General features: G+C 36.1%; 24 protein-coding genes and 1 riboswitch. Of the genes, 18 read left to right on the top strand and 6 right to left on the bottom strand.

The window, feature by feature from the left end; genetic code table 11:
* Nucleotides 1-101 precede the first annotated feature (101 nt).
* From K9B36_RS02905 to K9B36_RS02880, 6 genes are all read left to right on the top strand, one after another.
* On the top strand, nt 102-1,433 hold the full coding sequence (locus tag K9B36_RS02905) for an MFS transporter (protein ID WP_223700499.1): 1,332 nt from the start codon (nt 102-104) through the stop codon (nt 1,431-1,433).
* A 228-nt stretch (nt 1,434-1,661) separates the two neighbouring features.
* Nucleotides 1,662-2,108, top strand: a complete 447-nt coding sequence (locus K9B36_RS02900) for a TlpA family protein disulfide reductase (RefSeq protein WP_223700498.1) — start codon at nt 1,662-1,664, stop codon at nt 2,106-2,108.
* Between the two features lie 181 nt (nt 2,109-2,289).
* Entirely contained in the window at nt 2,290-2,727 is a 438-nt protein-coding gene (locus K9B36_RS02895; RefSeq protein WP_223700497.1) for an Hsp20/alpha crystallin family protein, read from the top strand.
* A 31-nt stretch (nt 2,728-2,758) separates the two neighbouring features.
* Complete coding sequence (locus tag K9B36_RS02890) at nt 2,759-2,950, top strand: hypothetical protein (protein ID WP_223700496.1); 192 nt, start codon at nt 2,759-2,761, stop codon at nt 2,948-2,950.
* A gap of 29 nt (nt 2,951-2,979) precedes the next feature.
* Entirely contained in the window at nt 2,980-3,423 is a 444-nt protein-coding gene (gerPC, locus tag K9B36_RS02885; protein WP_223700495.1) for a spore germination protein GerPC, read from the top strand.
* Nucleotides 3,420-3,749, top strand: a complete 330-nt coding sequence (locus K9B36_RS02880) for a hypothetical protein (protein WP_223700494.1) — start codon at nt 3,420-3,422, stop codon at nt 3,747-3,749. Before gerPC ends, K9B36_RS02880 begins: the two co-directional genes overlap by 4 nt.
* Here K9B36_RS02880 and K9B36_RS02875 read toward each other — a convergent pair.
* Nucleotides 3,746-3,982, bottom strand: coding sequence for a hypothetical protein (locus K9B36_RS02875; RefSeq protein ID WP_223700493.1), 237 nt, complete (start codon nt 3,980-3,982; stop codon nt 3,746-3,748). The genes K9B36_RS02880 and K9B36_RS02875 overlap by 4 nt on opposite strands.
* A 14-nt stretch (nt 3,983-3,996) precedes the next feature.
* On the bottom strand, nt 3,997-4,242 hold the full coding sequence (locus tag K9B36_RS02870; protein WP_223700492.1) for a hypothetical protein: 246 nt from the start codon (nt 4,240-4,242) through the stop codon (nt 3,997-3,999).
* Nucleotides 4,243-4,577: 335 nt separating this feature from the next.
* Here K9B36_RS02870 and K9B36_RS02865 point away from each other — a divergent pair, with 335 nt between their 5' ends.
* The 3 genes from K9B36_RS02865 (at nt 4,578) to K9B36_RS02855 (ending at nt 6,890) form a co-directional block, all read left to right on the top strand.
* Complete coding sequence (locus K9B36_RS02865; RefSeq protein ID WP_223700491.1) at nt 4,578-4,838, top strand: HPr family phosphocarrier protein; 261 nt, start codon at nt 4,578-4,580, stop codon at nt 4,836-4,838.
* Nucleotides 4,839-5,075: 237 nt separating this feature from the next.
* On the top strand, nt 5,076-6,068 hold the full coding sequence (locus K9B36_RS02860; RefSeq protein ID WP_223700490.1) for an acyltransferase family protein: 993 nt from the start codon (nt 5,076-5,078) through the stop codon (nt 6,066-6,068).
* A gap of 309 nt (nt 6,069-6,377) precedes the next feature.
* Nucleotides 6,378-6,890 carry a DUF421 domain-containing protein gene (locus K9B36_RS02855; RefSeq protein WP_223700489.1) on the top strand — a complete coding sequence of 171 codons (513 nt, stop codon included), beginning with the start codon at nt 6,378-6,380 and terminating at the stop codon, nt 6,888-6,890.
* A 546-nt stretch (nt 6,891-7,436) separates the two neighbouring features.
* On the opposite strand, the gene K9B36_RS02850 is transcribed toward K9B36_RS02855, so the two are convergent.
* From K9B36_RS02850 to K9B36_RS02840, 3 genes are all read right to left on the bottom strand, one after another.
* The gene (locus tag K9B36_RS02850; RefSeq protein WP_223700488.1) at nt 7,437-7,742 is read right to left on the bottom strand and encodes a hypothetical protein; all 306 of its coding nucleotides are present in this window, start codon (nt 7,740-7,742) and stop codon (nt 7,437-7,439) included.
* A 229-nt stretch (nt 7,743-7,971) separates the two neighbouring features.
* Nucleotides 7,972-9,027: a Rossmann-fold NAD(P)-binding domain-containing protein gene (locus K9B36_RS02845; RefSeq protein ID WP_223700487.1), complete on the bottom strand. Its 1,056-nt coding sequence runs from the start codon at nt 9,025-9,027 to the stop codon at nt 7,972-7,974.
* A 145-nt stretch (nt 9,028-9,172) separates the two neighbouring features.
* Complete coding sequence (locus K9B36_RS02840; protein WP_223700486.1) at nt 9,173-10,234, bottom strand: AbrB family transcriptional regulator; 1,062 nt, start codon at nt 10,232-10,234, stop codon at nt 9,173-9,175.
* Between the two features lie 245 nt (nt 10,235-10,479).
* Between K9B36_RS02840 and K9B36_RS02835 the strand changes: the two genes are divergently transcribed.
* Genes K9B36_RS02835 through K9B36_RS02810 form a run of 6 tightly spaced genes read left to right on the top strand, consistent with a single transcriptional unit; the run spans nt 10,480 to nt 21,008 of the window.
* Nucleotides 10,480-12,081 carry a GGDEF domain-containing response regulator gene (locus K9B36_RS02835; RefSeq protein WP_223700485.1) on the top strand — a complete coding sequence of 534 codons (1,602 nt, stop codon included), beginning with the start codon at nt 10,480-10,482 and terminating at the stop codon, nt 12,079-12,081.
* Nucleotides 12,082-13,134, top strand: a complete 1,053-nt coding sequence (locus K9B36_RS16950) for a HEAT repeat domain-containing protein (RefSeq protein ID WP_223700484.1) — start codon at nt 12,082-12,084, stop codon at nt 13,132-13,134.
* Nucleotides 13,124-14,536 carry a glycosyltransferase family 2 protein gene (locus K9B36_RS02825; RefSeq protein WP_223700483.1) on the top strand — a complete coding sequence of 471 codons (1,413 nt, stop codon included), beginning with the start codon at nt 13,124-13,126 and terminating at the stop codon, nt 14,534-14,536. The genes K9B36_RS16950 and K9B36_RS02825 overlap by 11 nt, the downstream gene beginning before the upstream one ends.
* Entirely contained in the window at nt 14,533-17,772 is a 3,240-nt protein-coding gene (locus tag K9B36_RS02820; protein WP_223700482.1) for a hypothetical protein, read from the top strand. Before K9B36_RS02825 ends, K9B36_RS02820 begins: the two co-directional genes overlap by 4 nt.
* Before the next feature lie 10 nt (nt 17,773-17,782).
* Nucleotides 17,783-18,157, top strand: coding sequence for a response regulator transcription factor (locus K9B36_RS02815; RefSeq protein ID WP_223700481.1), 375 nt, complete (start codon nt 17,783-17,785; stop codon nt 18,155-18,157).
* Nucleotides 18,144-21,008, top strand: a complete 2,865-nt coding sequence (locus tag K9B36_RS02810) for an ATP-binding protein (protein WP_223700480.1) — start codon at nt 18,144-18,146, stop codon at nt 21,006-21,008. The genes K9B36_RS02815 and K9B36_RS02810 overlap by 14 nt, the downstream gene beginning before the upstream one ends.
* Before the next feature lie 200 nt (nt 21,009-21,208).
* Here K9B36_RS02810 and K9B36_RS02805 read toward each other — a convergent pair whose 3' ends face one another.
* Nucleotides 21,209-21,997 (bottom strand): alpha/beta fold hydrolase, encoded by a 789-nt coding sequence (locus K9B36_RS02805; protein ID WP_223700479.1) that lies wholly within the window; start codon nt 21,995-21,997, stop codon nt 21,209-21,211.
* Nucleotides 21,998-22,260: 263 nt separating this feature from the next.
* Nucleotides 22,261-22,440, top strand: a riboswitch (cobalamin riboswitch).
* A 260-nt stretch (nt 22,441-22,700) separates the two neighbouring features.
* On the opposite strand from K9B36_RS02805, the gene K9B36_RS02800 reads away from it, so the two are divergent.
* Genes K9B36_RS02800 through K9B36_RS02790 form a run of 3 tightly spaced genes read left to right on the top strand, consistent with a single transcriptional unit; the run spans nt 22,701 to nt 25,002 of the window.
* On the top strand, nt 22,701-23,168 hold the full coding sequence (locus K9B36_RS02800; protein WP_223700478.1) for an acyl-CoA thioesterase: 468 nt from the start codon (nt 22,701-22,703) through the stop codon (nt 23,166-23,168).
* A 60-nt stretch (nt 23,169-23,228) separates the two neighbouring features.
* On the top strand, nt 23,229-24,209 hold the full coding sequence (locus K9B36_RS02795) for a S66 family peptidase (protein ID WP_223700477.1): 981 nt from the start codon (nt 23,229-23,231) through the stop codon (nt 24,207-24,209).
* Nucleotides 24,210-24,264: 55 nt separating this feature from the next.
* Nucleotides 24,265-25,002: a YwaF family protein gene (locus K9B36_RS02790; RefSeq protein WP_223700476.1), complete on the top strand. Its 738-nt coding sequence runs from the start codon at nt 24,265-24,267 to the stop codon at nt 25,000-25,002.
* Nucleotides 25,003-25,119: the final 117 nt, after the last annotated feature.

Below are 25,119 nucleotides of genomic sequence, written 5' to 3'. Positions count from 1 at the left end.
ACACTTTATTAAGGTTTTGTTAAATGTAGGTGAATTAGCAGGATTAGGGAAAATGTTGAAGAATATTTAATTTTATATTATTTATACTGGAGGGAAAGTTAATGGCTAAGATAGAAAATAGGGTAGAACCAGCTGCTTACCGTAACAATAAACCCAGATCCCCCTGGAAACTGTATTTTTCACTACCGATTCTCTCGTGGGCACTATATGATTTTGCCAACACTATTTTCTCTTCTAATATTATTACGATTTTTTTCCCGTTTTACTTACAAGAAGTTATTGGGACTAATGAACAAATGGATCAGATTGCAAGCACTTTCCTCTCCTACGCGAATGCTACAGCGAGTCTTTTCTTAGTTTTATTTTCTCCGTTGTTTGGTGTATTAATTGATCGAACTGGTAAAAGAAAGGGCTTTATAATTCCTTTTACTCTCCTGGCAGTTTTGTGTACTATCTTAATGGGTGTGTTTGCTTCTTTAGGTTCAAGTCAACAATTATTTGGACTACCGTTAACTTTTATAGCGGTTTTAATTTTATTTGTTGTGGCAAAGTTCTTTTTCCATTCCTCATTGATTTTTTACGATACAATGATGCCTGATTTAGGTTCGAAAAAAGAATTACCTCTGATTTCAGGCTTTGGAATTGCAGTTGGTTATTTAGGCACTTTGGTTGGTTTGACAGTTTATTTATATGTAGGAAACAGCGATTTTCACCGAGCATTTATTCCAACTGGCATCTTATTTTTTCTATTCTCGCTGCCGTTATTCTTCGTTTTCAAAGATAAGCCTAAAGAAATAATAGAGAAAAAATCGTTTGTTAGTGGATATAAAGAGATCCTCCAGACTTTTAAAGAAATGCGTTCATACCGACCGGTTTTTCTATTTATGATTGCTTATTTTTTTATTAATGATGCAATTGCCACGGCAATTGCGATGATGGCTATTTATGCCCGTGCAATTGGAGGCTTTACAGCTTCGGAGTTTATCTTGCTTTACTTGGTTTCAACCGTTTCAAGTATTATTGGTTCTTTTATCTATGGTTATATTTCCAAAGCAATTGGATCCAAATATGCTGTTGCTTCTGTCGCAGCACTCTTAATTGTTGCACTGCTTTTTGCAGTTTTCGCTATGGCGCCGTGGATGCTTTGGACCGCAGGCAGTTTGTTTGGAATAGCATTGGGAGCAACGTGGGTGACTTCGCGAACATTTATCATTGAATTGACACCTGAAGGTAAGAGGGGGCAGTTTTTCGGTTTATTTGCTTTTTCAGGGAAGGTTTCTTCTATAGTAGGACCATTAATCTACGGAACCATTACCCTGTTATTAGCTAGTTACGGAAACATCGCAAGCCGTACAGCCTTGGGCTCTTTAATTATTTTAGCCTTTATTGGACTAATCATTACTCTCAAAGTACCGTATAAAAAAGAAGTTTAAATAGGAACTAAGAAAAAAGCTGTCATATTGGCAGCTTTTTTGGGGCAAACAAACTCTCGGGAAATTGAATATTTAATACGATTGATGATAATTGGTTTGATTATTTTTTTATAATTACTATAATCTGTTGACAAGCTATAATAGAATCAATATAATATAAAACATATTATATAGTAATTATTATAAAGAAGTAATAAATTTAATTACTTAAAAAGGGGAGTATTTAATATGAGGTTAAGAGAGCAAATGCCTGAGTTAACAGGAGCAACCGAATGGATAAATGAAGCAGTAACGAAAGAAGAACTTCTTGGTAAACCAACACTTATACATTTTTGGTCAGTTAGCTGCCATTTATGTAAAGAGGCTATGCCAGAAGTCAATGAATTGCGTGACGAATATGATGATGAACTAAATGTAATAGCAGTTCACATGCCTCGTTCAGAGGACGACTTGGATCTAGGTGTAATCCGCTCTATGGCAATGGGACATGACATCACACAACCTGTTTATGTAGATAGTGACCACAAATTAACAGAAGCCTTTGAAAATAAATATGTTCCTGCCTACTATGTTTTCGATGAAGAAGGTAACCTTCGCCACTTTCAAGCGGGTGGTAGCGGGATGAACATGCTAAAAAAACGTATCAACAGAGTGTTGGGAGTAGAAAGCAAATAATGGAAAATGGGGCCAGGCCCCTCTTTAACACAGTAAAGTAGCAGGGCTAATTCGCCCTGCTACTTTCTTTTTAAATACTATTATTCCGCTTTATTGAGAATTACCATAATACTTGAATAATTTCCTGCTTTGTTCTCATATACATGTTGTAATATAGGTTTTGATTTGGAGGAGAAGGGAGATGAAAAAAAACCATAAGCATGCTAACCCCTGGGGGAATATGAATGAGAAGATTGACGAGGTATTAGGGGAGAAGTTTTGGAAGGACGTACTGCCGGTAATACCTAGAAGAGTTCCTCTAGTTGATATAGTTGAAACTAAAACACATGGCATCATCATGCTTGAACTTCCCGGGTTACGTTCTACAGAAGATGTTCAGATAATGGTAAAGAACAATTTACTTAATATAAAGGGCATTATACCTTATTCTTATCCGGTGGAAAAAGAGAACCTGATACAACTAGAAAGGTTCTTTGGAACTTTTCAACGAACCATTCAAATTCCATTTCCTTTTCATCCTCAAAAATTGGTGGCTCAATATAAACAAGGGATTCTTTCTTTGACTTTTCAAAAAGCAGAACTAGAGAACTTTAATGTAGAGATCGACTTTGAGGATTAATAATAAATGCTTTTAAGGTGGAGGTTGTGAGGTGAAGTTTGAATTTAAATCATTTAAAATTGATGTTTTTATGAATTCCTCGTCCTTAAATAAAGGAGAAAATTTTATAATGAATGTAAACTCTAAAAAAAGCGAAAATGAGGGAATGGGTACGATTGCAGGTGACGGAAATCAAATTAAAGAAAATACGAATCTGGTAAAAAACCAAAGTAAGGATGATTAAAAAATAATGGTAGCTGGTTGTGATGGTCAATGATAGAACATAATCATCTCGAGAAGCGGATAGAAAAATTAGAAAATCAACTTATTATTATGACTAGATTGCTCGAAAAATCCTACATGAAAGAAATCATTCATTATCATATTAAGCACTTGGAGATTAAGGAAGCTTCGATTGAGCAACTGCATTATCATTTGGATTCAATTGATATTGAGCAGTTAACGGGCACTTTGAATATTGGAAATAACTTTGGACCAAAAGAAGGGAGGAAGGCAACAGAAAAGAGTAGCGCTGGACTTTCAAAGGTCGCCTCTAAACTAGACGAAGTGAAACCTTCTGAAAAAAACGAAAAAACTCCTCTTATTCCTGAAAGATTAAAAGAAGAAAGAAGGCATAACCATTCTCCTATTACTACTATGAAGTCAAATCCAAAAGGATATACGATAAGTCTTAACAAAAAGGAGGAAGAAAGATGACCTCACCATATTCCCCCAATTTTTTTATCGGTAGCATAAGGATTGGTGTAGTAGAAAGTGCTTCTTGCATAAATATGGGAAACAATTACCCAACCCAATTTCAAAGTAACAAAAAACACAATCAAGGGCTAGGCAACATAAGTGGAGATGATAATGATATACATGAAACTAAAAGCATGGTGAGTGATTCTTCCTTTATTGATATGCTTAATCAACTCGAGGATCAAGAATTGCCGCAGTGGCTACAGGATGTCTTAAAGAGAAAACAAACTGATCAGAGAGAAGAGGAGCAGGAACAGGAAGAGCACCATGAATCGAATCTTTAATTACTAGAAGCTGTCTTGATAGGCATATCCATTACATCAGGGTCATAAACAATATTCATATTAGAAGAAGAATGATTATCGGTACCTACAATCAGCCCTAACCCCATATTAACTTTCTGGTTGGTGCTCCAATTCGATTGTGTATTTTCCCCCGTAAATACCCCAGAGTTATTCATTATAGAATTAATTTCAATACGATCAAGTAGGAAATGGATAGGTGAGGTTTTTGACATGAATAGCACCCTTTCTAGAATTGAGCATTTGGTTGAGGATTTATTAGTTCTGGATTTGAAATAGTTGTGTCGACACCATCTGCGTCAATTACTACATTAAATAGCCCTGTAACAGCAACCACTCCAATTTCAATACCATTGCCCATATTTATTTTTCCTTGAGTAGACCAGTCGGGCTGATTGTTCTGACCAGTAATTATAGCTGAAGTTTTACTCAAGGAATTAACATTTATTTGGTTGAAAATAATCGAAACCGGCATAATGTTTCCTCCTTCAAATTCCCGTGCATCTATCTTTCTTTGTTACAGTATTCATGGAAACATTAGAAGGTGAGAGGACTAGTTGCTACTAGCGAAGCTTCGGTAAAGTGATTGAAAATGGAATGACAAGTCAGGGATTCTTCGGGTTTTTTCGGGATAATTTTCATCTTCCGTTGAAGGTGTAAAAAATTGTGGATTATATCAAGTGACCTTAATCTCAATCAGATATTTAAGATTGCCTTGGGCTATCTAACTATTTTATGAAAGTTCTTCATGTTTTTAATTCCTAAACATACAGTATATAAATTACAATGGATAGGTTGGAGGAATAAAAATTGGTAACAAAACAAATAGTTGTTATGCTTAAAAATGGTCTTCACTCCAAAACAGCACAAGATTTTATTAAAAAAGCAAGTTGTTTTACATCAGAAATAAATGTTATTAGACATAATAAAATAGTAGATGGTAAGAGTCTTTTAGGGTTACTTTCGTTAGGAATTGTGAATGGAAGTGTTGTCGCGGTGAGTGCTGAAGGCTCCGATGAAAAGGAGGCAGTAGAGCTCCTTACATCATATTTAAAAAGTAAAGATAGTTAATTGATTTATAGATACGAAGAAAAAAACGGCCTGGGGTAAGTGGAAGCAACCCTTGAGGTGATATAGATTGCCTCCTAGAATGATGAAGCAACACCTCTTTCTGATAGGCTTGAAAGAATTCCCCTTCCAAACGGACAAGTTTCTTTTCTATTATGCGAATATATATGTTGCTTAGGTTTATCATGTTTATAAATCTGGGTAATGACTTCGTGTAATAAAGAATGGGGGAAATACATCATGAATATTCGCGATTCCTTTTTTGATAATGCGAAGTTTATTTTAATCTTTCTAGTCGTGTTTGGGCATATCATCTCCCCATATCGAACAGATCATGAGTGGTTAGTATCTATTTACCACTTCATTTTTATTTTTCATATGCCTGCATTTATTTTATTGGCAGGTCACTTTAGTACGAATTTCAATAAAAAAGGATACTATGTAAAGATTTTTACAAGATTATTAGTTCCATATATTATTTTGCAAACTATCTATACATTGTTTTATAGTCAGCTTTATCTTTCTTCCAATTATACTTTGCAATATTTCACGCCAAGGTGGGCTATGTGGTTCCTCTTGAGTATGATTGCTTGGAAAATCTTGTTGCCGATATTTGCAAAGTTAAAAGCGATCCATAGTATTCCCTTAGCCATCGCTCTTGGAATTGGTATTGGGTTTATTGAAATACCTGAACGTTTTTTAAGCCTGGATCGAACATTTTACTTTTTTCCATTCTTTTTAATTGGGTACTATTTAACGAAAACCGATTTCTTTGAAAGAATTAAAATTGGAACACATCGCACTTTAGCAGCTTCCTTTTTGGTCCTTCTGTTTATTGGGATTCATTTATTATTAGGAGGAATAGATGCATCAAGTATTTTATATGGCACTTATACTTTTTCCTCCGCTCTAGATATACTAAGCCGTACTGGAATTTATATAGGTAGCTTTCTTGTAACTATTGCGTTCTTTTCCCTTGTACCAAAGCAGAAATATATATTCACAGGAATTGGAAAAAGGTCCTTTTATGTATATATTTTACACGGGTTTATTATAAAATGGTTTTTTGAAACGAGCTTAAGTCAAGCTGTTAATTCTCCTTCTGGTTATATTCTACTTGTACTACTCAGTGGGTTAGTCACTGTGATTACTGGAAATAGGTATGTTGTTAAAGCGATTCAAACTCCTTTTGGATATATGAAAGAAGGTTTATCATTTAGGCTCTTTTCGTAAATTATGTTGTAAGCTGTTAAAAATAAAGGGAAAGAGCACGGTAGCAACGATTTAAACGGGTTATCTGTGCTTAGGTTATAGACGAATTAATCCAAAAACTATCTCCATTAAAGAATAGGGATTGAAGAACCGCCTGAGATTTTAGTCTCTGGCGGTTTTTTATAGGCAACTTATTCTAATCTGTTGTTTGATTTGAAGGCCAAGTGGGTGCGGGTCTCCATCCTAGGGATTTAGTATTTTATTTTAAGGTTTGTACGTCCTTTCAAAAGGGAAAATCAATCATAGAGTAAAAGAAACAGAGGTGTTTTAATGTTTTTTAATGGTTTCGAGACCATCGGGAGAACTTTATTGGTTGGGTTTATGGCATATATAGGATTAATTCTAGTTTTAAGAATCTCCGGAAAGAGAACTCTTACTAAAATGAACGCATTTGATCTTGTTGTTACAGTTGCAATCGGTTCTACCTTGGCAACAATTCTTCTTAGTAAGGACGTAGCCTTAGCGGAAGGTATGACTGCATTCATTCTTTTAATTGGAATGCAATATATCATAACATGGTTGTCAGTACGATCTGACTTTTTTAGTAGCATGATAAAATCAAGTCCAGAACTTTTGTACTATAATGGAATATTTCTAAAAAAAGTTATGAAAAAAGCAAGAGTATTGGAGGAAGAGGTGCTACAGGCAGCAAGATCTAGTGGTATTTATTCAATGAATGATGTAGAAGCAGTAGTACTAGAAACAGACGGAAGAATATCGGTTATTAAGAAGTCTGAAGAAAACGAACATACAACATTGACGAATCTGAAAAGAGATAATTGACATTCCGACCCCCTTTTAAGATTTTTCGAAAGCATTATATTTATTTAAAATTCACTTGGTTATCGTTTTAACGTTTAGAAAACTGAGTTGATTGGAGTGGAAGGCACGTAGACTCCTGCGGGAGGAAGGTGAGGCCACTGAAGAAGTACATAATTTTAAGTTTGGGTTAAACACCGCTGTTACTTTCCGCAAATGGCTTCGCTTTCCGCGGGGCGACCTTGAGCCTCCTCGGGCTATGCCCTGCGGGGTCTCAAGTTTGTCGCTCCTCCCCCGCTGGAGTCTACGCCAGGTGCTCCAATCCACAGCTAGAAGCCACCAAAAACTATATGTTTTCAGTTTTTCAGTGGCCTCGAGGAAGGTACAAGGGAGACCCCGCATACGCGCAGCGTCCAGAAGGCTTCCGGACCGCCTAAGGATAACCGAAGTGCCGGAACGGAAATCAACGGGCTTTATTAAACAAGTACGCAAAAAAACTGTAGACAACCTCGAAATACCTCGAGTTTGTCTACAGTCTGATAGATAATAGAATTTTATTATTTCTTAAAATCAGGAAAATATCTGGAACCCAGTGATATTAAACCATATATTCTCTAACAATACCAGAACAATAAAAGCGCTAATAAAGGCAGTTATAGAAAGTGCTATTTTGATCTTCAGATTGATTGAAGTATAAGTTTTATACAACTTATTTATCAGAATGAAAACACCAATGAATATAGGAGCACTAATTAACACCGCAGTAAGATCTACTAGTGTAAACGGTCTGCCAAGGTATTTATCAGTAAAAACGTTTGTTACTAGAATCACACAAAACAATATAACTTGAAAAATAAAAAACTTCATATAGGACATAGTCGTAAAGCTCCATTCTAAATAGATAGGCAAAGTAATTAAGTGGCTGCGATATTATTTCGAGCATTCTGTCTTTTTTTCATTTCATTCATTCCCATCACAACCGCAACGAGCTCTTCAATACTTAACTCTGAACAAAGGTAAACCAATTCAAATGCTGCCGATAAGTTCCGAAATTTATCAATTATGAGAAGACAAAAATTAATAGAGGCACGAAGAAATCGACGTATTATACCACGTCACAATCACTGCTTTCGTGCCCTTTTCTCCAAATTTGTAAAATTTCCTGTTCTTTTTCTTTAAGTAAGCCAGCTTTTGGCTTCTCATTTACTCTTGAGCTAGCCCAATCTAAAGTGTCTTTAATAGTTTCTTCGATAGGCCTTACAGTAAGTCTGTTATCCACCGCTTTTTTAATATTGATTGAACTGGCTCCTTTCCATGGCTCTCCGTCTTCAGTCAATGGAAAACTTTCCGGTATCCACAAAGGCATTTCTGACCATGGAGCAATATTATGTTGGAGTAGAAAACTTTCATCTGCCCATATAAGTTCTGCATCTGAATCTGATATTCTTTTGCACGCTAATAAAAAGTCCTCCATTGTTAAAGGAGTGTTTGGTCCTGTTACATTGAAAGTACCTGTCATTCTTTCATCCGCCATTTTTAAAATCCATAGTGCCATATCCCTGGCATCTATTAATTGGATAGTGCGGTTCCTTCTTCCTGGAGCTAAAACCTCCCCACCTTCCGCTATTCTTGAAACCCAATAAGAAAATCTATCAGAATAATCGTGTGGGCCAACAAGTAATCCTGATCGAACATGCAACACTTTACCAGGCATTATTTGTTCTGCAGCTTTCTCACTTAAAGCTTTTAAAGCACCATAATTAGCATTTATTTCCTCAGAGGTACCGTATCCGATTTTTTCGACTTCTTCATCCGATAGTGAAAGGACAGGATAGTTTTCTTTAATACCATATGGGATCCAATCCTTGTAAACGGAAATACTGGAAATGAAAGTATAGTGTTCTACTTTGTCCGCTAATATTTTGGTTGTTTCACTCAATGCAAGGGGAGTAAATCCACAAGTGTCAATTGCTACATCCCATTTACCTGTTTCAAGTAGAGCTAAATCTTTATGGCGATCTCCCACAATACACTCTACTTGAGGGAAAAGTTCATTATGATTTCCTCGGTTGAACAGTGTTATTTCATGGCCTTGCTTTAACGCTTCTTCCACAATAAATCTACCTAAAAACCGTGTGCCGCCAATCACTAGAATTTTCATAATATGCCTCCAGAAATAGTTTATCCTTATTAAATTCTATTAACCTATACTGTATTCCTGTTATAGGTGAAAAAATAAGATGATTGCCACCTTATACTCATTAAAAAGACTCGGACAACGATGTCCGAGTCAATCTACTGACTTATTAAGCGGTATTTGCTTTTAACTTTCTACCAAAATACCATTTCAGTACTGGAGGGACAACAATAATGATGAAAAGCAATCGTACTAATTGAAGAGCACTTACGACTGCTGGGTCCCCCCCAACAGAAGTTGCAGTTAGTACCATTTCAATCAATCCTCCTGGCGCTACGCTTAATATTGCAGTAGGAAGACTAAGGGAGGTGAAGGCAGCTAATGCCACTCCCAATCCAAAGGAAACAAAGATAAGCGCGACAGTCAGTCCGAAATATACGAAGCAGTATTTACCACCCAACTTTAAGTCAGCAAAGGAGATTCCTTTACCCATCCCAATTCCGACTGTTATCTGAGCTGCAATAAGCAACAATGGAGGGAGTGTCGGCATAGGGACAAACATGATATTTAAAATTGCTGTAAAGACGAGAGGGATGATGACAATTCCGGCTGGGATTCTTTTGCGTAATAGAACACCAAAAATTGCAGGAATGATAAACCATATGTACTGGAAGCCCCCAAATATAAAGCTGGAATCACTAATAGAAGATCCTACACCTGTCCCAGTGTTGGTAAAGGTTTGAATAACAATAAAAGGTACTAAAAACAAAACAGTTAATAAACGTACTGTTTGAAAAATGACAACAAGAGAAGACCTGGCGTTTAAAGCTTCACTGGCTATTACCATTTCCGAGAGCCCGCCTGGAATTGAACCAAAAACACTGGTAATTTTATCAACAGGTATCCACCTTGTAACTAGCATACTATTAAGAATACTAACAATAATTAAAACAACCGTTGCAAGTACATAAGGGATAACATAGGGTGCAACTGTCGCCAAAGTGTCAGCAGTAAAATACAACCCAAAAAACATGCCTAATATAAGAAATCCACTCTGCTTAATGGGATCTGGGCAATACATAAACCGCTTTGTAGTTCCTTGATAAACCATTACAAAGGTCAATGCACCTAGTACCCAGGGCAAGGGTAAACTTAATAGAAAGAATAAATAGCCTCCAATAGTACCTACCAAATATGTTTCAGCTAATCTGCCGAAAGGAATATTTCGCATATCTAAACACTCCTTTACTTCAATGAAGTAATTGTAGCATAAACTTCTCCAAAAGATGTGTTTTTTTCGGAAGACGAAGTAAAATATACATAATCCAATCTAATTAAGAGAGTTGTTGTCTTTCCAAAGATATAAATGTATCGTATGGTAAGAAAGGTGCACAACTAATTTCACGTGTTCTCCTACACTTTTATGATTTGGAACTATAATATAACAAAGCAATATAAGGAAAGTTGGATACAAAAATGGATAAATATAAAAATAAATTACTTTTAAATATAAAAGAACAGTTTAATACATGGTTAGAGGAAGAAGGTCAAATACCTTTCGAAGAGGTTTATCGGTTTGTACACTCCTTGGCTGGTACTGCTCACACGCTTGGAATTACTGAATTAGGTGATATAGCTTCTACACTGTATGAGAAAATAAAAAAAATGGAAAAAACGGACTGGTCAAAAAAAGAAATACAGGTTTTTTTTATTGATATTATTCAATATTGCTACAGAGACGAATGGGAGGACAATACAGAAAATCTTGAATTTAGCCCCGAAGATGGACAATCTATTATCCTGATTTTGGATGATGATACATCCATGTTAATCTTTTTAAAAGAGATGCTTGAAAGAGAAGGGTTCCAAGTGTTAGTGGCTTCGTCTGTGCAAAAAGCAATATCTATTTTTTATGAAGTTAAGCCGGATTGTTTTATTCTTGGGGTTCACATGCAAAGAGAAGAGGGTTTGGAAGTATTAGAATTTTTGAGTGAGAACTTGCATCAGTTGTTTATCCCTACTATTATGATGAGTTTAGCTGATACAAAAGCGATACGTATAAAGTCTTACCAGCTTGGGGCAGATGACTTTATTAAAAAGCCTTTTGACATAGAAGAATTTATTGTTAGAGTGAAACGCCAATTGGAAAGAAAAAAGCAGATTGAGAATGTCCTTCTCCTAGATGAGCTGACCCAGGTTTACAATCGGAGGTTTTTTCGGAAATCTTTTACCCAACAGATGGGTGAAATAGGTCGCTCAGGCGAAGTTTTTTGCATCGCAATGCTTGACCTCGATTTTTTTAAGAAAGTGAATGATACATATGGTCATGTAATAGGTGATCAAGTGTTAAAAGGTTTTGCCACCTTTATGAAAAACAATCTACGATCTGGGGATGTTTTTGCAAGGTATGGGGGAGAAGAATTTGCAGTTATACTTCCTAAAACAGATCGCGCTCAAAGCGTTACTTTATTAAATAGAATTCTGAAAGGGTTTTCTTCTATGGTCTTTAATGTGGAATCAGAGGAATTTTCCTGTACCTTTTCAGGTGGTGTAGTTGAAGTATCTGAGGACACTTTTCCGCTTGAGTACTGGTTAGAAAAAGCGGATCAAGCTTTATATGAAGCTAAAGATAAAGGAAGAGCGCGAGTGGTGGAGGCTTCTCTAAACTTAACTTCACAAAAGAAATTGTTGAAGTTAGCTATTGTCGATGATGATCCCATTATACGTACAATGCTTCAAGAGGTATTATCAAAGCTTCCAAATGCTAATATTCTTATAGAGGTGAAAACATTTCCTGATGGTTTGAGTTTCCTTCAATCGGAATGGCTAAAACAAGATGGTCCAATTTTGGTTGTTTTAGACGGTATGATGCCTAAAATGGATGGATTGGAGGTCTTGCAACGTCTGCGGAAAAATAAACGCTACGATCAAGTGAAAGTGATTATGTTAACTTCTAGAAAAAGCGAGCAAGATATTCAGAAAGCATTAGAGTTTGGTGCAGATGATTATATAACAAAACCTTTTAAACTTTTAGAATTGGAAGCTAGAGTTCGCCACTTGATGAAGAGGGTGAAATAAGTGTTTGCTAATGAGGTTACCGCTTTATGGACGATTATAATAGGCTTCTTTATCCTGTTGAGCATTTTGTTCTTATATTTAGTCTTTTCAAAATTAATCTACAACTCAAGACGTATTTCAATTGAAAATTATAAAGATGAATTAAGAGATAAACTCTTTCAGTATCTGTATAAGGGAGATAACACTTTAGATAATTTATTCTTGAATGCAAATAAATACCTTGCTATGGAAGAACTTTTAAGTAACTTTACGGATGTAGTAGATGGAGAAGAGATAAAGGGACGCATAGAGGAAATTGCTGAAAAATATTTCGCAGGAAAGTATCGTAAAGCGTTAAAACATCGTCGCTGGAGTATACGAATGAATGCTTTGTATGCTATCAAAGATTTCAGAATGACTTCTATGCTGCCGGATATTTTTGCATACTATAAAAAACGCAACTTGTCACCAGCAGAAGAAAGCCAAATTCTAAAAATTTTCATTATCTTCCAAATCCCGGGAGTAGTAGAATATATGACGAAAAGAAATAAACCACTTTCAGAATTTGTCTATCGGTCATTGATAGGTACAATGAGTGAAACACAATTTGAAAATTTCATTATTAAATATGAAGAACTACCAAACTATTTACAACTCCCAATCCTTGACATGATAGGGATAAAACAAAAAAGAGAGTATGACAGCTTTTTAATCGCACAGTTATCTTCCATTTCGAAAGAGATAAGAATCCGGACACTAAAAGCCTTGAATGAATTAGGTCAACCATTAGCACTTGAGATACTTTCACCACATATTATAGCTGTTGCTTGGCAAGAGAGAATGATGGCAGCCAAGCTACTGGGAAATACAAAAGATGAAAGTGCTTTAGTTAAACTGGCTACTTTGCTTCAAGACGATCACTTCTCAGTACGGTCTAATGCTGCTCAAGCGATATTGAAAATTCGGTCTGGTAAAGAGTTCTTATGGAATTTCTACCAAACTACTGAGGACCGTTATGCAAAAGACATGGCACGAGAATGGTTAGAAAGAGGAGGAAAGAAGCTTGTGGAATAATGAGGTGTGGCAATCAGTCATCCAAGGGATTGGATGGATAGTTATCGTATATATGTCTGCAGTTGTAGGGTTTTATTTGTTTATGCTTCTGATTTCTCTTTTTAAGGTGAGGAAACAGTATCAGTTAGATAACAATGAACCCTACGAAGATTTACTAGAGGTAAGCTATACAAGACCTCTTTCCATACTTGTTCCGGCATACAATGAATCGTTGGGGATTTCAGCAAGTGTAAGGTCTTTATTAAGTATAAAATATCCCCAATATGAAATTATTGTCATAAATGATGGTTCGTCAGATAACACTTTAGACAAATTAGTGGAAGAGTACGAACTGGTCAAAATAAACCGAGTAATAAAAAAAGCCATTCAGACGAAAGAAGTGAAGGCTATCTACCAGTCCAAAATTTATGATTATCTGTATGTAATTGATAAAGAAAACGGCGGGAAGTCTGATGCGTTGAATATTGGAATCAACCTGGCACATTATCCTTATTTTTGCTCTATTGATGGAGATTCAGTATTAGAAAGGGATGCCTTTTTAAAGGTGATGAAACCTATTATTGATTCTGATGGAGAAGTGATAGCTTCAGGAGGAAGTATCAGAATTGCTAACGGAAGTAGAATAGAAAATGGCTCGCTTGTTTCGATTGGCTTATCAACAAAGCCAATAGTTATCATGCAGGTAATAGAATATTTAAGGGCTTTTCTTATGGGAAGGGTTGGTTTAAGCCACCACAACCTTTTATTAATTGTTTCCGGAGCATTTGGAGTGTTTTCAAAAAAGTGGGTGATTGATGCGGGCGGCTATTCTCATACCGTGGGAGAGGATATGGAACTTGTCGTCCGTTTGCATCGATTGGTAAAAGAAAAAAAGGCAAATAAAAAAATCGTATATATCCCGGATCCCGTTTGTTGGACCGAGGCGCCGGAAGAAATCACCTATTTAAAAAGGCAGAGAAACAGATGGCATCGAGGGCTTTTTGAAAGCTTATGGACACATAAATCCCTTTTATTCAATCCAAAATACGGTTCAATAGGAATGGTCTCGATGCCATACTTTGTTTTTATCGAATTTTTAGGGCCAGTGATTGAACTGATTGCTTACATTTATATGCTAGTGTCTTTCATAGTCGGTGGAATATATATCGAGTTTGCTTATTTATTATTTTTATTGCTTGTTCTTTATGGGTCTTTTTATTCAATGACTGCTGTCCTCTTGGAAGAATGGAGTCTGCGTCGTTTCCCAAAAGTTTCCCATATAATAAAGCTATTTTTCTTTTCTATGACAGAATCCTTATGGTATCGACCGATGACAGTACTTTGGCGCTGCCAAGGGATTGTAGATTTTCTGCGTAAAAAAAGAGGATGGGGAGACATGCAGCGAAAGGGAGTTTCACAATGAAAGATAGATTAAAATTAAGTGTATGGGTCTTACTTTTCCTTGTGTTTTTAGTTATATCAAGCGCTCCATTTTGGAGTTGGTATTTAAAAGAGTCTGCTACTCTAGATATGTTGATAATCGATAAAACAGTACCAGATGCAACATACAGAGAACATCAGGGGCTGGTATGGTTTTTAAATCAATCGAAAATAAAGAAAAGCGATGGAACTGCTTATAATGCTTCAGTGGATTATATCGGCTATAATCCTATTAAAGAAGAGGAACAGCGTGTAAGTGATCCAGAAAGCGAATATGATTTTATTTATATAGCAGATGGCTATGGTGTATATGAGGAAAACATGAATCAAAGTTCCCGAGAGCGTTCCGAGCTCATTTATGGTGGGATGACTAATGAGGATGTTTCCATGATTCGTTCACGATTATCTCAACATAGCTCCACATTAATCAGTGAATTTAATACCTTTGCAAGTCCAACACCGGAAGAGGTTAAACAGGAATTCTATGCACTACATAATTTGCATTGGGACGGATGGATAGGACGTTATTTTTCCAACTTGCAAAGTGATGAGATACCGAAGTGGATGAAAGATAATTATCAAAATCAATACGGAAAAGAATGGTCTCTGGAAGGAAAAGGATTCGTATACGTTCATGAATCGGATAAACTTATAGTTCTTACGGAAAATCAGTTAAATGAGGATGGAGTTGTTTTCTCTTATACAGATGAGGGCAAATCTCACTTTAATCTGAAAGGTGAATCCATTTACCAGTATTGGTTTGATATTGTTCAACCTGTTAATGAAGAGGAAGTTATGGCGAACTTTTCTATAGACGTAATCGAAGAAGCAGAAGAATTATTAGCAATGGAAGGGATATCAACCATAGTTCCTGCTGTCCTTTACCACCAAAATCCTCAATATGAGGCTTACTATTTTGCAGGAGACTTTGCCGACCAAGGAGATTTACCTTCCTTCTATAAAACAGAATTTTTTCCATGGTGGAAAAAGTTAGCGTCCTCATTTTCAACACAAAATAACACCTCCTTTTATTGGCGCGCCTATATTCCGATGATGAAGGAAATTGTAGAGAAAAAGCATATTCCTGTACCAACTAAGGTAGAGAGTAAACTTGAGTTCAAGGAGAGCGAAGGATATACTCTACATTCCAAGACTGGCGAGGAATATATTCAAATTTTTAAAGATGGCGAGTGGCAGGATATCCTTGTAAAAGGTGTGAACATGGGAATAGCAAAACCAGGTACATTCCCAGGGGAAACCGCTATTACTAAACAAGAATATGCAAGATGGTTTCAGCAGATTGGGGATATGAACGCTAACGCCATAAGAATCTATACCATTCATCCCCCGCATTTCTATGAAGCGTTAGCAGAGTATAATGTTATCTCGGACAAGCCACTCTATGTGTTCCATGGTGTCTGGCTGAATGAAGAAATATTTTATGAAGAGCAAGATGCTTTCTCTTCTAGGAATACTGAAGAATTTAAAGATGAAATTAAAAGAATTGTTGATTTGGTACATGGCAACGCGACTATTGAAGAGCGTCCGGGTCACGCCAGTGGAAACTTCACAAGTAATGTATCTCCTTATGTTATGGGGTGGGTGCTTGGTGTGGAGTGGGATCCTGAAGTGGTGCTTTCTACAAATGGAAAGCATAAAGGTATAGCAGATTTTAATGGAAACTATGTCTATACTACCAATGCAGAGCCTTTTGAAATATGGCTTGCGGAGATGATGGAATATACAATAGATTATGAACAAAGAAAATACGGTTGGCAAAGACCGATGAGCTTTACAAATTGGGTAACTACTGATTTATTAGAGCATCCAGCTGAGCCATCTGAAAAGGAAGATATGGTTTCCGTGAATCCTAATGTAATCTATGCAACGGAACAATTTGAAAGCGGTATGTTCGCCTCTTATCACATTTATCCTTATTATCCTGATTTTTTAAATTTTGAAGAACGTTATGTTGAGTATATTGATCATCGAGGGGAAAAGAATAACTATGCTGGTTACCTGCAACATATGAAAGAAGAGCATAGAATGCCACTTTTGGTTGCCGAGTTTGGAATTCCTGCATCGAGGGGGCTAACACATAACAATGTATACGGGTGGAACCAGGGGTTTCATACCGAAGAAGAACAAGGTCAAATATTACAACGTTTGTTCGAGGATATCGTAGAAGAAAAATGGGCAGGAGGGCTAGTCTTTTCCTGGCACGATGAGTGGTTTAAACGAACATGGAATACCATGGATTATGACAATCCAGACCGCCGTCCAAATTGGAGTAACGTGCAAACAAATGAACAACGATTTGGTCTGTTAAGTTTTGATCCTGGAGAAAGTATGAAAGTGCAGGTGGATGGTGAAATAGAAGATTGGAAAAAGATAGAGGGGAGCTCCTCGTACCCACCCTCCAGGATGTTAGAAGGTATGTTTGTAACAAGTGATGAGGCGTACGTTTATTTACGGATAGACGCAAAAAACATTGATAACTATAACCATTATTTTTTATTTAATACGATAGATAACCAAGGACAGACGGAAATCCCTGAAGTACCGAGCTTAACAACGGAGGGAATCGATTTTATTGTCGAATTGTCTGGTAAAGAATCTAGCAGGATTTTGGTAGATAGTTATTATGATACGTTCTATTATTCTTATGGTCATTCGCTAAATATGATAAAGCAGAACGACTATGCTTCACAAAAAGATAATGGCGTATTTCATCCTATTCGATTAACCTTAAATAAGGAAATTACAGTCCAAAATGAAAGTGGACAGAATTTAACTTTTCCATTTGAGTTCTACGAAACCGGTAAGTTGCTGCATGGCAATAGTGATTCAAGTGCAAATGACTATAATTCTCTCGCCGACTTTTATATAAACAAAGCACAAGGTGTTCTAGAAGTCCGAATTCCATGGGCCTTGTTAAATATTAAAGATCCTAGTACCCGCGAAGCAATGGGGGACATATGGAGTAAGGATGGTTTAGCTGCAAGTTCGTTTTTAGAAGGAATAAGAATGGGTGTTATTTCAGTTGATAAACAAACAAACAAGATAATCGATACCTATCCGAGCATAAATAATAATCATTTAGCAGTTTCGGAATTTTTTCAATATAAATGGGATCCATGGGACACACCAGCTTATCATGAACGATTAAAATCGTCTTATTATCTTATTCAACAAGTTTTTAGACAAACAGAAAAGTGAGGGAAAGTGAATGGCAAAAATTTTACTTGCGGAAGATGAAGCAGTACTCCGAATGCTTGTAGTAGATACATTAGAAGATGAAGGGCATGAAATTATAGAGGCAATAGACGGTCAAGAGGCATTCAATCTGCTAAGTACAGATGAAGTGTTTGATCTTATTATCCTCGATTATATGATGCCGGTTTTTACTGGATTAGAGGTTATTCAGAAAATAAAAGAGCAAAAATATCAGCCCAATGTTGGAATATTGATGCTTTCGGCAAAAAACCAAACAGCCGATAGGGAAAGGGTTCTCGAAGCAGGCGCTAATTACTTTATGTCTAAACCCTTTAGTCCCTTAGAGCTTGCAGTTAAAGTAGAGGAAGTTTTAAATGAAAAGAAATAAGAGCTTATCAAAACAATTTTTATTGTTGATGGGTACGTTTTTTACCCTATTTCTTATAGGGATAAGTTCGCTAGTTGGCTATGAACACTATCTAACAGATTCTTTTAGGGAAAAAAATAATGAATTGGAATATAAAGAGATGTTGGTAAGAAATATCGATGACTCTTTTAATTCAGCCATCTTACAATCAAGGGGCTATTTTGCATTTGGTAATGAAATGATGCTAGAAGATGCACTTGAGCAAGAGGAAATTATACTAGAATATATTGCGAGTCTAGAAGAAATGCTAGCTGATGGGGAGGAGCAGATATTCCCCATGAATTTAACTGATTTCCATCAAGTGTTTTTTGGAAGTTATCTTCCTGAAGCAACAAGGTATTATCAGGAGGGAGAGGTGGAAAACCTACAATCGTTAGTTTATGACCAAGGGGCATCGCAAGAAATTGCGGACTTTCGCACCTATTTAAAGGAGCAAAGACTCGCAGTGGATGAACAAATTGAAGATAACTTCAATCTATTAACAAGTAAACTTAATACAAGTCAATGGTTGTTTGTCTCCTACCTCCTATTTATCCTCCTAGTTTTGTTTTATATGACGGTAACAATGTTCAAAAAGGTTGGTAAGCCATTAAATGAGCTTGCTGTAACAGCACAGAAAATTGCCAGTGGAAAACTAGTAAGTTTACCAGAATGGAATAACCGTGAGGATGAGATTGGTACCCTTAGCTCTTCTTTCTCACAAATGGTGAGAAGTCTCCAAGCAAATGAAGAAGAGGTAGTGGCTCAAAATGAAGAGCTGCTTGCTCAGCAAGATGAACTACAAGCACAACAAGACGAACTGCAGAACAATTTGACGGTCATGGAAGAACGGAAAAATGAACTGGAAGCTCGTAACAAATTCATTCTCGATTTAACCGACACCCTTGATAAGCAAGAGCTATTAGTAAGTGTTGTAATAAACATGGGGAACGTTTTTCAAGCAAATCGAGGAGTTATAGTCTTACTAGATCATTCGAAGCTTCATGCTTCATTTGGGTTAACAGATAAGGCCGTAGCTCAATTTAAGAGCCATCTAGCAAATGGTTTTGTGCAACGGGCTAGAGAAACAACACAATCATATTCCATTAAAAGAATATGCACTCCCGAGGAAAAGCTTTATCATGAAAATGATATGTACGCATATGACCTAGTAGCTCCCATTTTCTCCACTAATAATGAGATGATAGCTTGTATGTTTTTCAGTCGCTATAATGCAGATTTTACTTCTTCTGACATTGAAACATGTGATGCGCTTTCTAAACAGGTTAATATAGCGCTTGGAAAATTATTAGCGTATGAAGAATCGGAACATGATCGTCTTCTTTATCAGGATATATTAAACTCAATCCATGAAGGAGCCCAATTGGTTAATAGATCAGGTAACATTTTACAAGTTAATACCAATATGTGCGAATTATTTGACTGCCCTTCATTTAAAAAAATGATTCAAGCACCGTTTGAAGAATGGATGGAAAAAATGATAGAGAAAGTGGAAAAGCATGAAAATCTAATTCTTTATATGAGAAACGTCCTGAAAGGTCAGACAGAGGAGGGACAAACTATCACATATGAAATAGTGGATCAAGAGAAAAGGAAAGTGATGAAGGTATACAGTGAAGAGGTATACCGGAATAATCAACATTTTGGGTTCATATTCATTCATAGAGATATAACAAAAGAGTACGAAGTGGATGAAATGAAATCTGAATTTGTAAGTACCGTTAGTCATGAACTTCGTACCCCGCTCGCTAGCGTTCTGGGGTTTACAGAATTGATGCTTAACAAAGTACTCTCAGAGGACCGACAAAAGAAATATTTAACGACTATCTATCAGGAAGCAAAGCGCTTAACCGCTTTAATAAATGACTTTTTAGATGTTCAACGGATGGAAGCCGGTAAGCAAACATACGAGAAAAAATTCGAGAATATTGTACCCATTTTAGAGGATGTTATTGAAACTCAAAAAGGTAGTACAAAAAAGCATGAGTTGACGTTAGTACTTCATACCCAAAAGACAACGATTATTGGTGATAAGGCTAAAATAACTCAGGTATTCAATAATATTATAAATAATGCTATTAAATACTCCCCAGACGGCGGGAGAATAGAGATATCTGTCCTTGATTCAGAAGAAAAACTCATTGTCGATGTAAAGGATGAAGGAATAGGAATACCAGCAGAAGCACAAAAGCAATTGTTTACTAAATTCTATCGAGTTGATAATTCTGACATGAGACAGATAGGAGGTACTGGCTTAGGTCTTGCAATCGTAAAGGAAATAATGAAAGGACATGAAGGAGATGTAGAACTATTTTCGAAGGTGAAAGAAGGAACCACCTTCAGATTGATATTTCCTTTGGCTACTCATCATGACGAGGTTCCTAATTCTCTCTCTCCGACTTCTCTTAAAGATAGACATGTTGTTATTATTGAAGATGACAAGAATTTAGCAACGTTAATGGAAATGGAACTTCAGGATAGTGGATTTGCAGTAAAACACTTTTCTAGTGCAATACATGCTTTGAAAGAAGTAGAAAGGAAAAAGCCTGATGCCATTGTTCTTGATATTATGCTAGAAGAAGGCAAAATGGACGGATGGGGTTTTTTGGAGAAAGTAAAGAGTAAGCCTAACTTAGCAGATATTCCAATTATTATCTCTTCAGCCTTAGAAGAAAAGGAAAAAGGGATTAAGCTAGGGGTCAAGGACTACCTGGTAAAACCGTATCAAACAAGTAAGCTTGTAAACACCATACTACAAACCCTTTTAGAGCAAAATCAGCGTGGGGAAATTTTAGTACCTTCAGAAGAATAAAACACGGGAAGGGCAGATGACATTTCTCGGTTATCTCACTGAGCCTAAACTTAGCAGTTATATGATGTAATTATTATCCATTAGCCTCTATTTATGAAATAGTGCTCAGTACAAAAATCAAACGTTCACTGTGAAGGAATCTAAAATTGGATAGGAAAAAGAAAGAGCGAAAGGGGGGGATCCCTTATCGCTCTTTTTCTTTATGCAGTAATTTGAATTTTATCTACTCGCTTCATAAAAGCAATCGCTAAATCATTAAATTTTTCGCTTTTTTCTATATTACAGACATGTCCGCAATTTTCAAATATTTCCATGGTAGCATTCTTTTCGTTTTTAACATAGTTGATGGTACTGGTTAAAAACATGTGGTCTTCAGAACCGGATATATATAGCTTTGGGATAGTATTTTCCGTTTCCGCTAACCTGTCATAGGTAGTATATCCTTTAAGCCCGGTTAGAACCCAACCTAAATAAGTTTCTTTAGATAATTTATATGCTTCCTTGATGAACGCTTTTCTTGAGTCTGCATGATTGTTTTTTGGCAAAAGTACTCTAGCAAAAATTTTATAAGGTACCATATGAGGAAGTATTTTTTTTAGTGGATAAAAAACAGAAAGTTTGCAAAGGAACTCTCCCCATTTTTTTAATTTTGGTGTTGCGCCACCTAATATCATGGATTTAATTATGGAAGGATACCGTAATGCAATTTCCTGCATGATGATGGTTCCTAATGAAATCCCGACAAAATGAGCAGACTTTATTTTTAACTCTTGAAGAATTTCAACTGTTTTACTAGTAGAATACTCAAAAAGATTCACTCCGTCCGGATATGGGGATTTCCCGTGGCCAGGCAGGTCTAATAAGAGTATATTATATTGAGAGCGGAAAGACTTTAGCTGTTTATAGAAAATCGAATGATTTCCTCCAAAGCCGTGAAACAGAACAATCCACTCTTTTGATGTAGGATGAATAAGTGTTTTATAAAACATAGGTTATCCTCACTTATCTTGCATATTTAAGAATCTTAAATCAATACCCCGTTGTAGCATAGAAAAAACTTGCAATTTTAAGTATACACACTAACCTACACTTAATTCAACCTTGTAATTCTTACTATTCTGTGACGAAAATCTAGAAGAAAAATAATGTATAAACCAAAATCTCATCACTTGTATAGTTATTTGCAGTTTTTATTGAGCTATAATTGGTGTTCCATGATAAAATGGGAGAGAATTCAGACCAATTTCATGAAGTAATTCCAAATAATAAAGATGTGCTCGCACTTAAAAGGGAATCTGGTGAGAATCCAGAACTGTACCCGCAACTGTAATGCTGACGAAATAAGTAACTCCACTATAACAAACGTGTTATGGGAAGGGCTTAAAGTAGGAGGAAGCTAAGTCAGGAGACCTGTCTTTTTATGATGTACTATCTTCTTCGGGAGGTGAGGGATAGAACGAGGAATGGAACTGTGACATTATTATAGGGGCTTTCACATGCATTTAGGGAAAGAACCTTATTTTAAAAGTCTTATTTAGCCAACTCGTCTTTCACTCATCCGATTTTAGGATGAGTTTTTTTATTTTATTGCCTGAGAAAGCAAAGATGAAAGCATAACAAGACCGATTGTCACGAGATGTTTTTTCTAATAAAATAACGCGAAAACTGTTTTTTATATAATGGAGGTATATGATGACCATAATAAGAATTTCATCTAATCAGTCTAGAACAATCCAAACTAAGCTAGTCCTTCCACCTGATACGAACCACATGGGAACTATATTTGGGGGAGTGATTTTATCGTATATTGATGAAATTGCAGCTATTTCAGCAATGAAGCATTCAAGAAATGTGGTGGTGACAGCTTCAATTGATCAAGTAACTTTTTTATCCTCTGCAGAAGTTGGAGATATCCTTACATTAGAAGCAGTAGTTACATCCACTGGAAGAACCTCAATGGAAGTCTTTGTGAAAGTGGAAAGTGAAAATTTGGAAACAAGTGAAAAGACTACTACGACTACATCCTTTTTGACGATGGTTGCTAAAAATAGAGAAGGAATACCGACTCCAGTACCAGGTGTTATACCTGAAACAGATGTGGAAAAAGAACTATTTAGAAACGCAGAAGAACGTAAGAAGAAACGGTTAGGAAAAAGATAGAAGAAAAACCCACTATTCTGGTAGAATATAGGGAAGGTTTAAGGAAAGGGGAAATTAGGTATGATTCCAGAAAAATTAGTATATGGCGACGAGATCCGCATTATAGCACCGTCTACCTCTCATTCAATCCTGTCGAAAGAGAATATTGACTTATCAACAAAAAGATTAGAAGAACTTGGATTTAAGGTGTCATTCGGTAGGAATATAGAGGAGAAGAATCGTTTTTTAACATCCTCCATTGAATCAAGAATAGAAGATCTACATGAAGCATTTAAGGATTCCAATGTAAAAATGATTTTAACAACAATTGGGGGGTATCAAGCAAATCAGCTGCTTTCATATATTGATTATGAACTAATTAAAAATAATCCAAAGCTTTTTTGCGGCTATTCTGACATTACTGCATTAAGTAATGCCATTTACGCTAAAACAGGTCTCATAACCTTTTCAGGTCCACATTTTTCTTCCTTTGGTATTGTCAAAGGTTTTGAATATTCCTTAGAATACTTTAAAAAAGCGTTTATGGAAGAACCAACTATTATTGATGTAAGACCTTCCCGGGAATGGAGTAATGATACATGGTATCTAGATCAAGAGGATCGAACTTTTTATAGTAATGATGGATATTTAGTAATTAATGAAGGAGACTGCAATGGTAGAATAATTGGTGGGAATCTTTGTACCTTGAACCTATTGCAAGGAACAGAATTTATGCCAAGCCTGAAGAACAGCATTCTTTTTCTAGAAGATGATAAGTTAACATGTCCAAAGACCTTTGACAGAGATCTGCAATCTCTTATCCACCAACCAGGATTTGAAGGAGTCAACGGAGTGGTAATAGGGCGATTTGAGAAAACTTCACAAGTAACCAATGAGGATATTGTAACTATAATTTCATCAAAAAAAGAGCTTGCGAGTATCCCTGTGGTAGCAAATGCAGACTTCGGTCATACAAGTCCAATGTTTACTTTTCCGATAGGAGGAGAAGCGGTGATAAAGGTATCTCATAAAAAGGTTAAAGTTACCCTTATAACAAACTAATAAATAGCCTTTGAGAGAACCGAACATTTTTACAGTATCCAGGAGGTGAATGTACTTGTTTGATTCCTATACTGATCCAGAAGCTTTTATGGATGGAACGCTATTCCTTTCCTCCTCTCATATAGCTAGCATAATACTAGCAGTGCTTCTGATTATACTGCTTTTTATTTTTCGCAAACAGAAATTCACTAGAACCTATGGAAAGTGGCTTATTCTGATAAGCCTGATAGGCTCTGAGATTTGGCTGAATGCCTGGTATTTTTCAACAGGCATGTGGGATATTAAGTATACGTTACCTTTTCAGCTTTGTTCCATCAGTTTGTATCTGTGTATATGGACGCTTCTAACTAAACAAAACCTGTCCTTTGAGATAGTATATTTTATCGGTTTAGGCGGCGCCCTTCAAGCAATACTTACGCCAGAACTATTTTATGATTTTCCCCATTTTCGGTTTATCCACTTTTTTGTTGCCCATATTGCTATCATCTTATCTGTTTTTTATATGATATGGGTAGAGGGGAAATTGATCCGTTTTAAGTCGTTATGGAAGGCTTTTGGTTTTTTACAGCTTATTGCATTAATTGTGTATTTTATAAACAGGCTGACTGATGGAAATTATATGTTTTTAGCCAGAAAACCATCTAACGCTAGTTTAATAGACTTTTTAGGGCCTTATCCATGGTATATTCTTTCTTTGGAGGCAGTTGTAATCATTTTGTTTTTGGTTTTATATTTACCTTTTCCTATTCTTTATAGAAGAAGAAATAGAAGACTTAAAAATCAAGATGTTTAAAGAAAAAAATAAAAGAGGTTGGGACAAAACTGTTTTAGCCTGAGAAAAACCCGGACTAATTTGAGTTTTAAGTTCAAATTAGTTCGGGGTTTTTAATGTGTTTAAATATACGTTTTG

Source organism: Sutcliffiella deserti, from assembly GCF_020037475.1.
In the GTDB taxonomy this organism is placed as follows: Bacteria; Bacillota; Bacilli; order Bacillales; family Bacillaceae_I; genus Sutcliffiella_A; species Sutcliffiella_A deserti.
The sequence above is the reverse complement of the archived record's forward strand: the minus strand, read 5'-3'. Positions and strand labels throughout refer to the sequence as shown.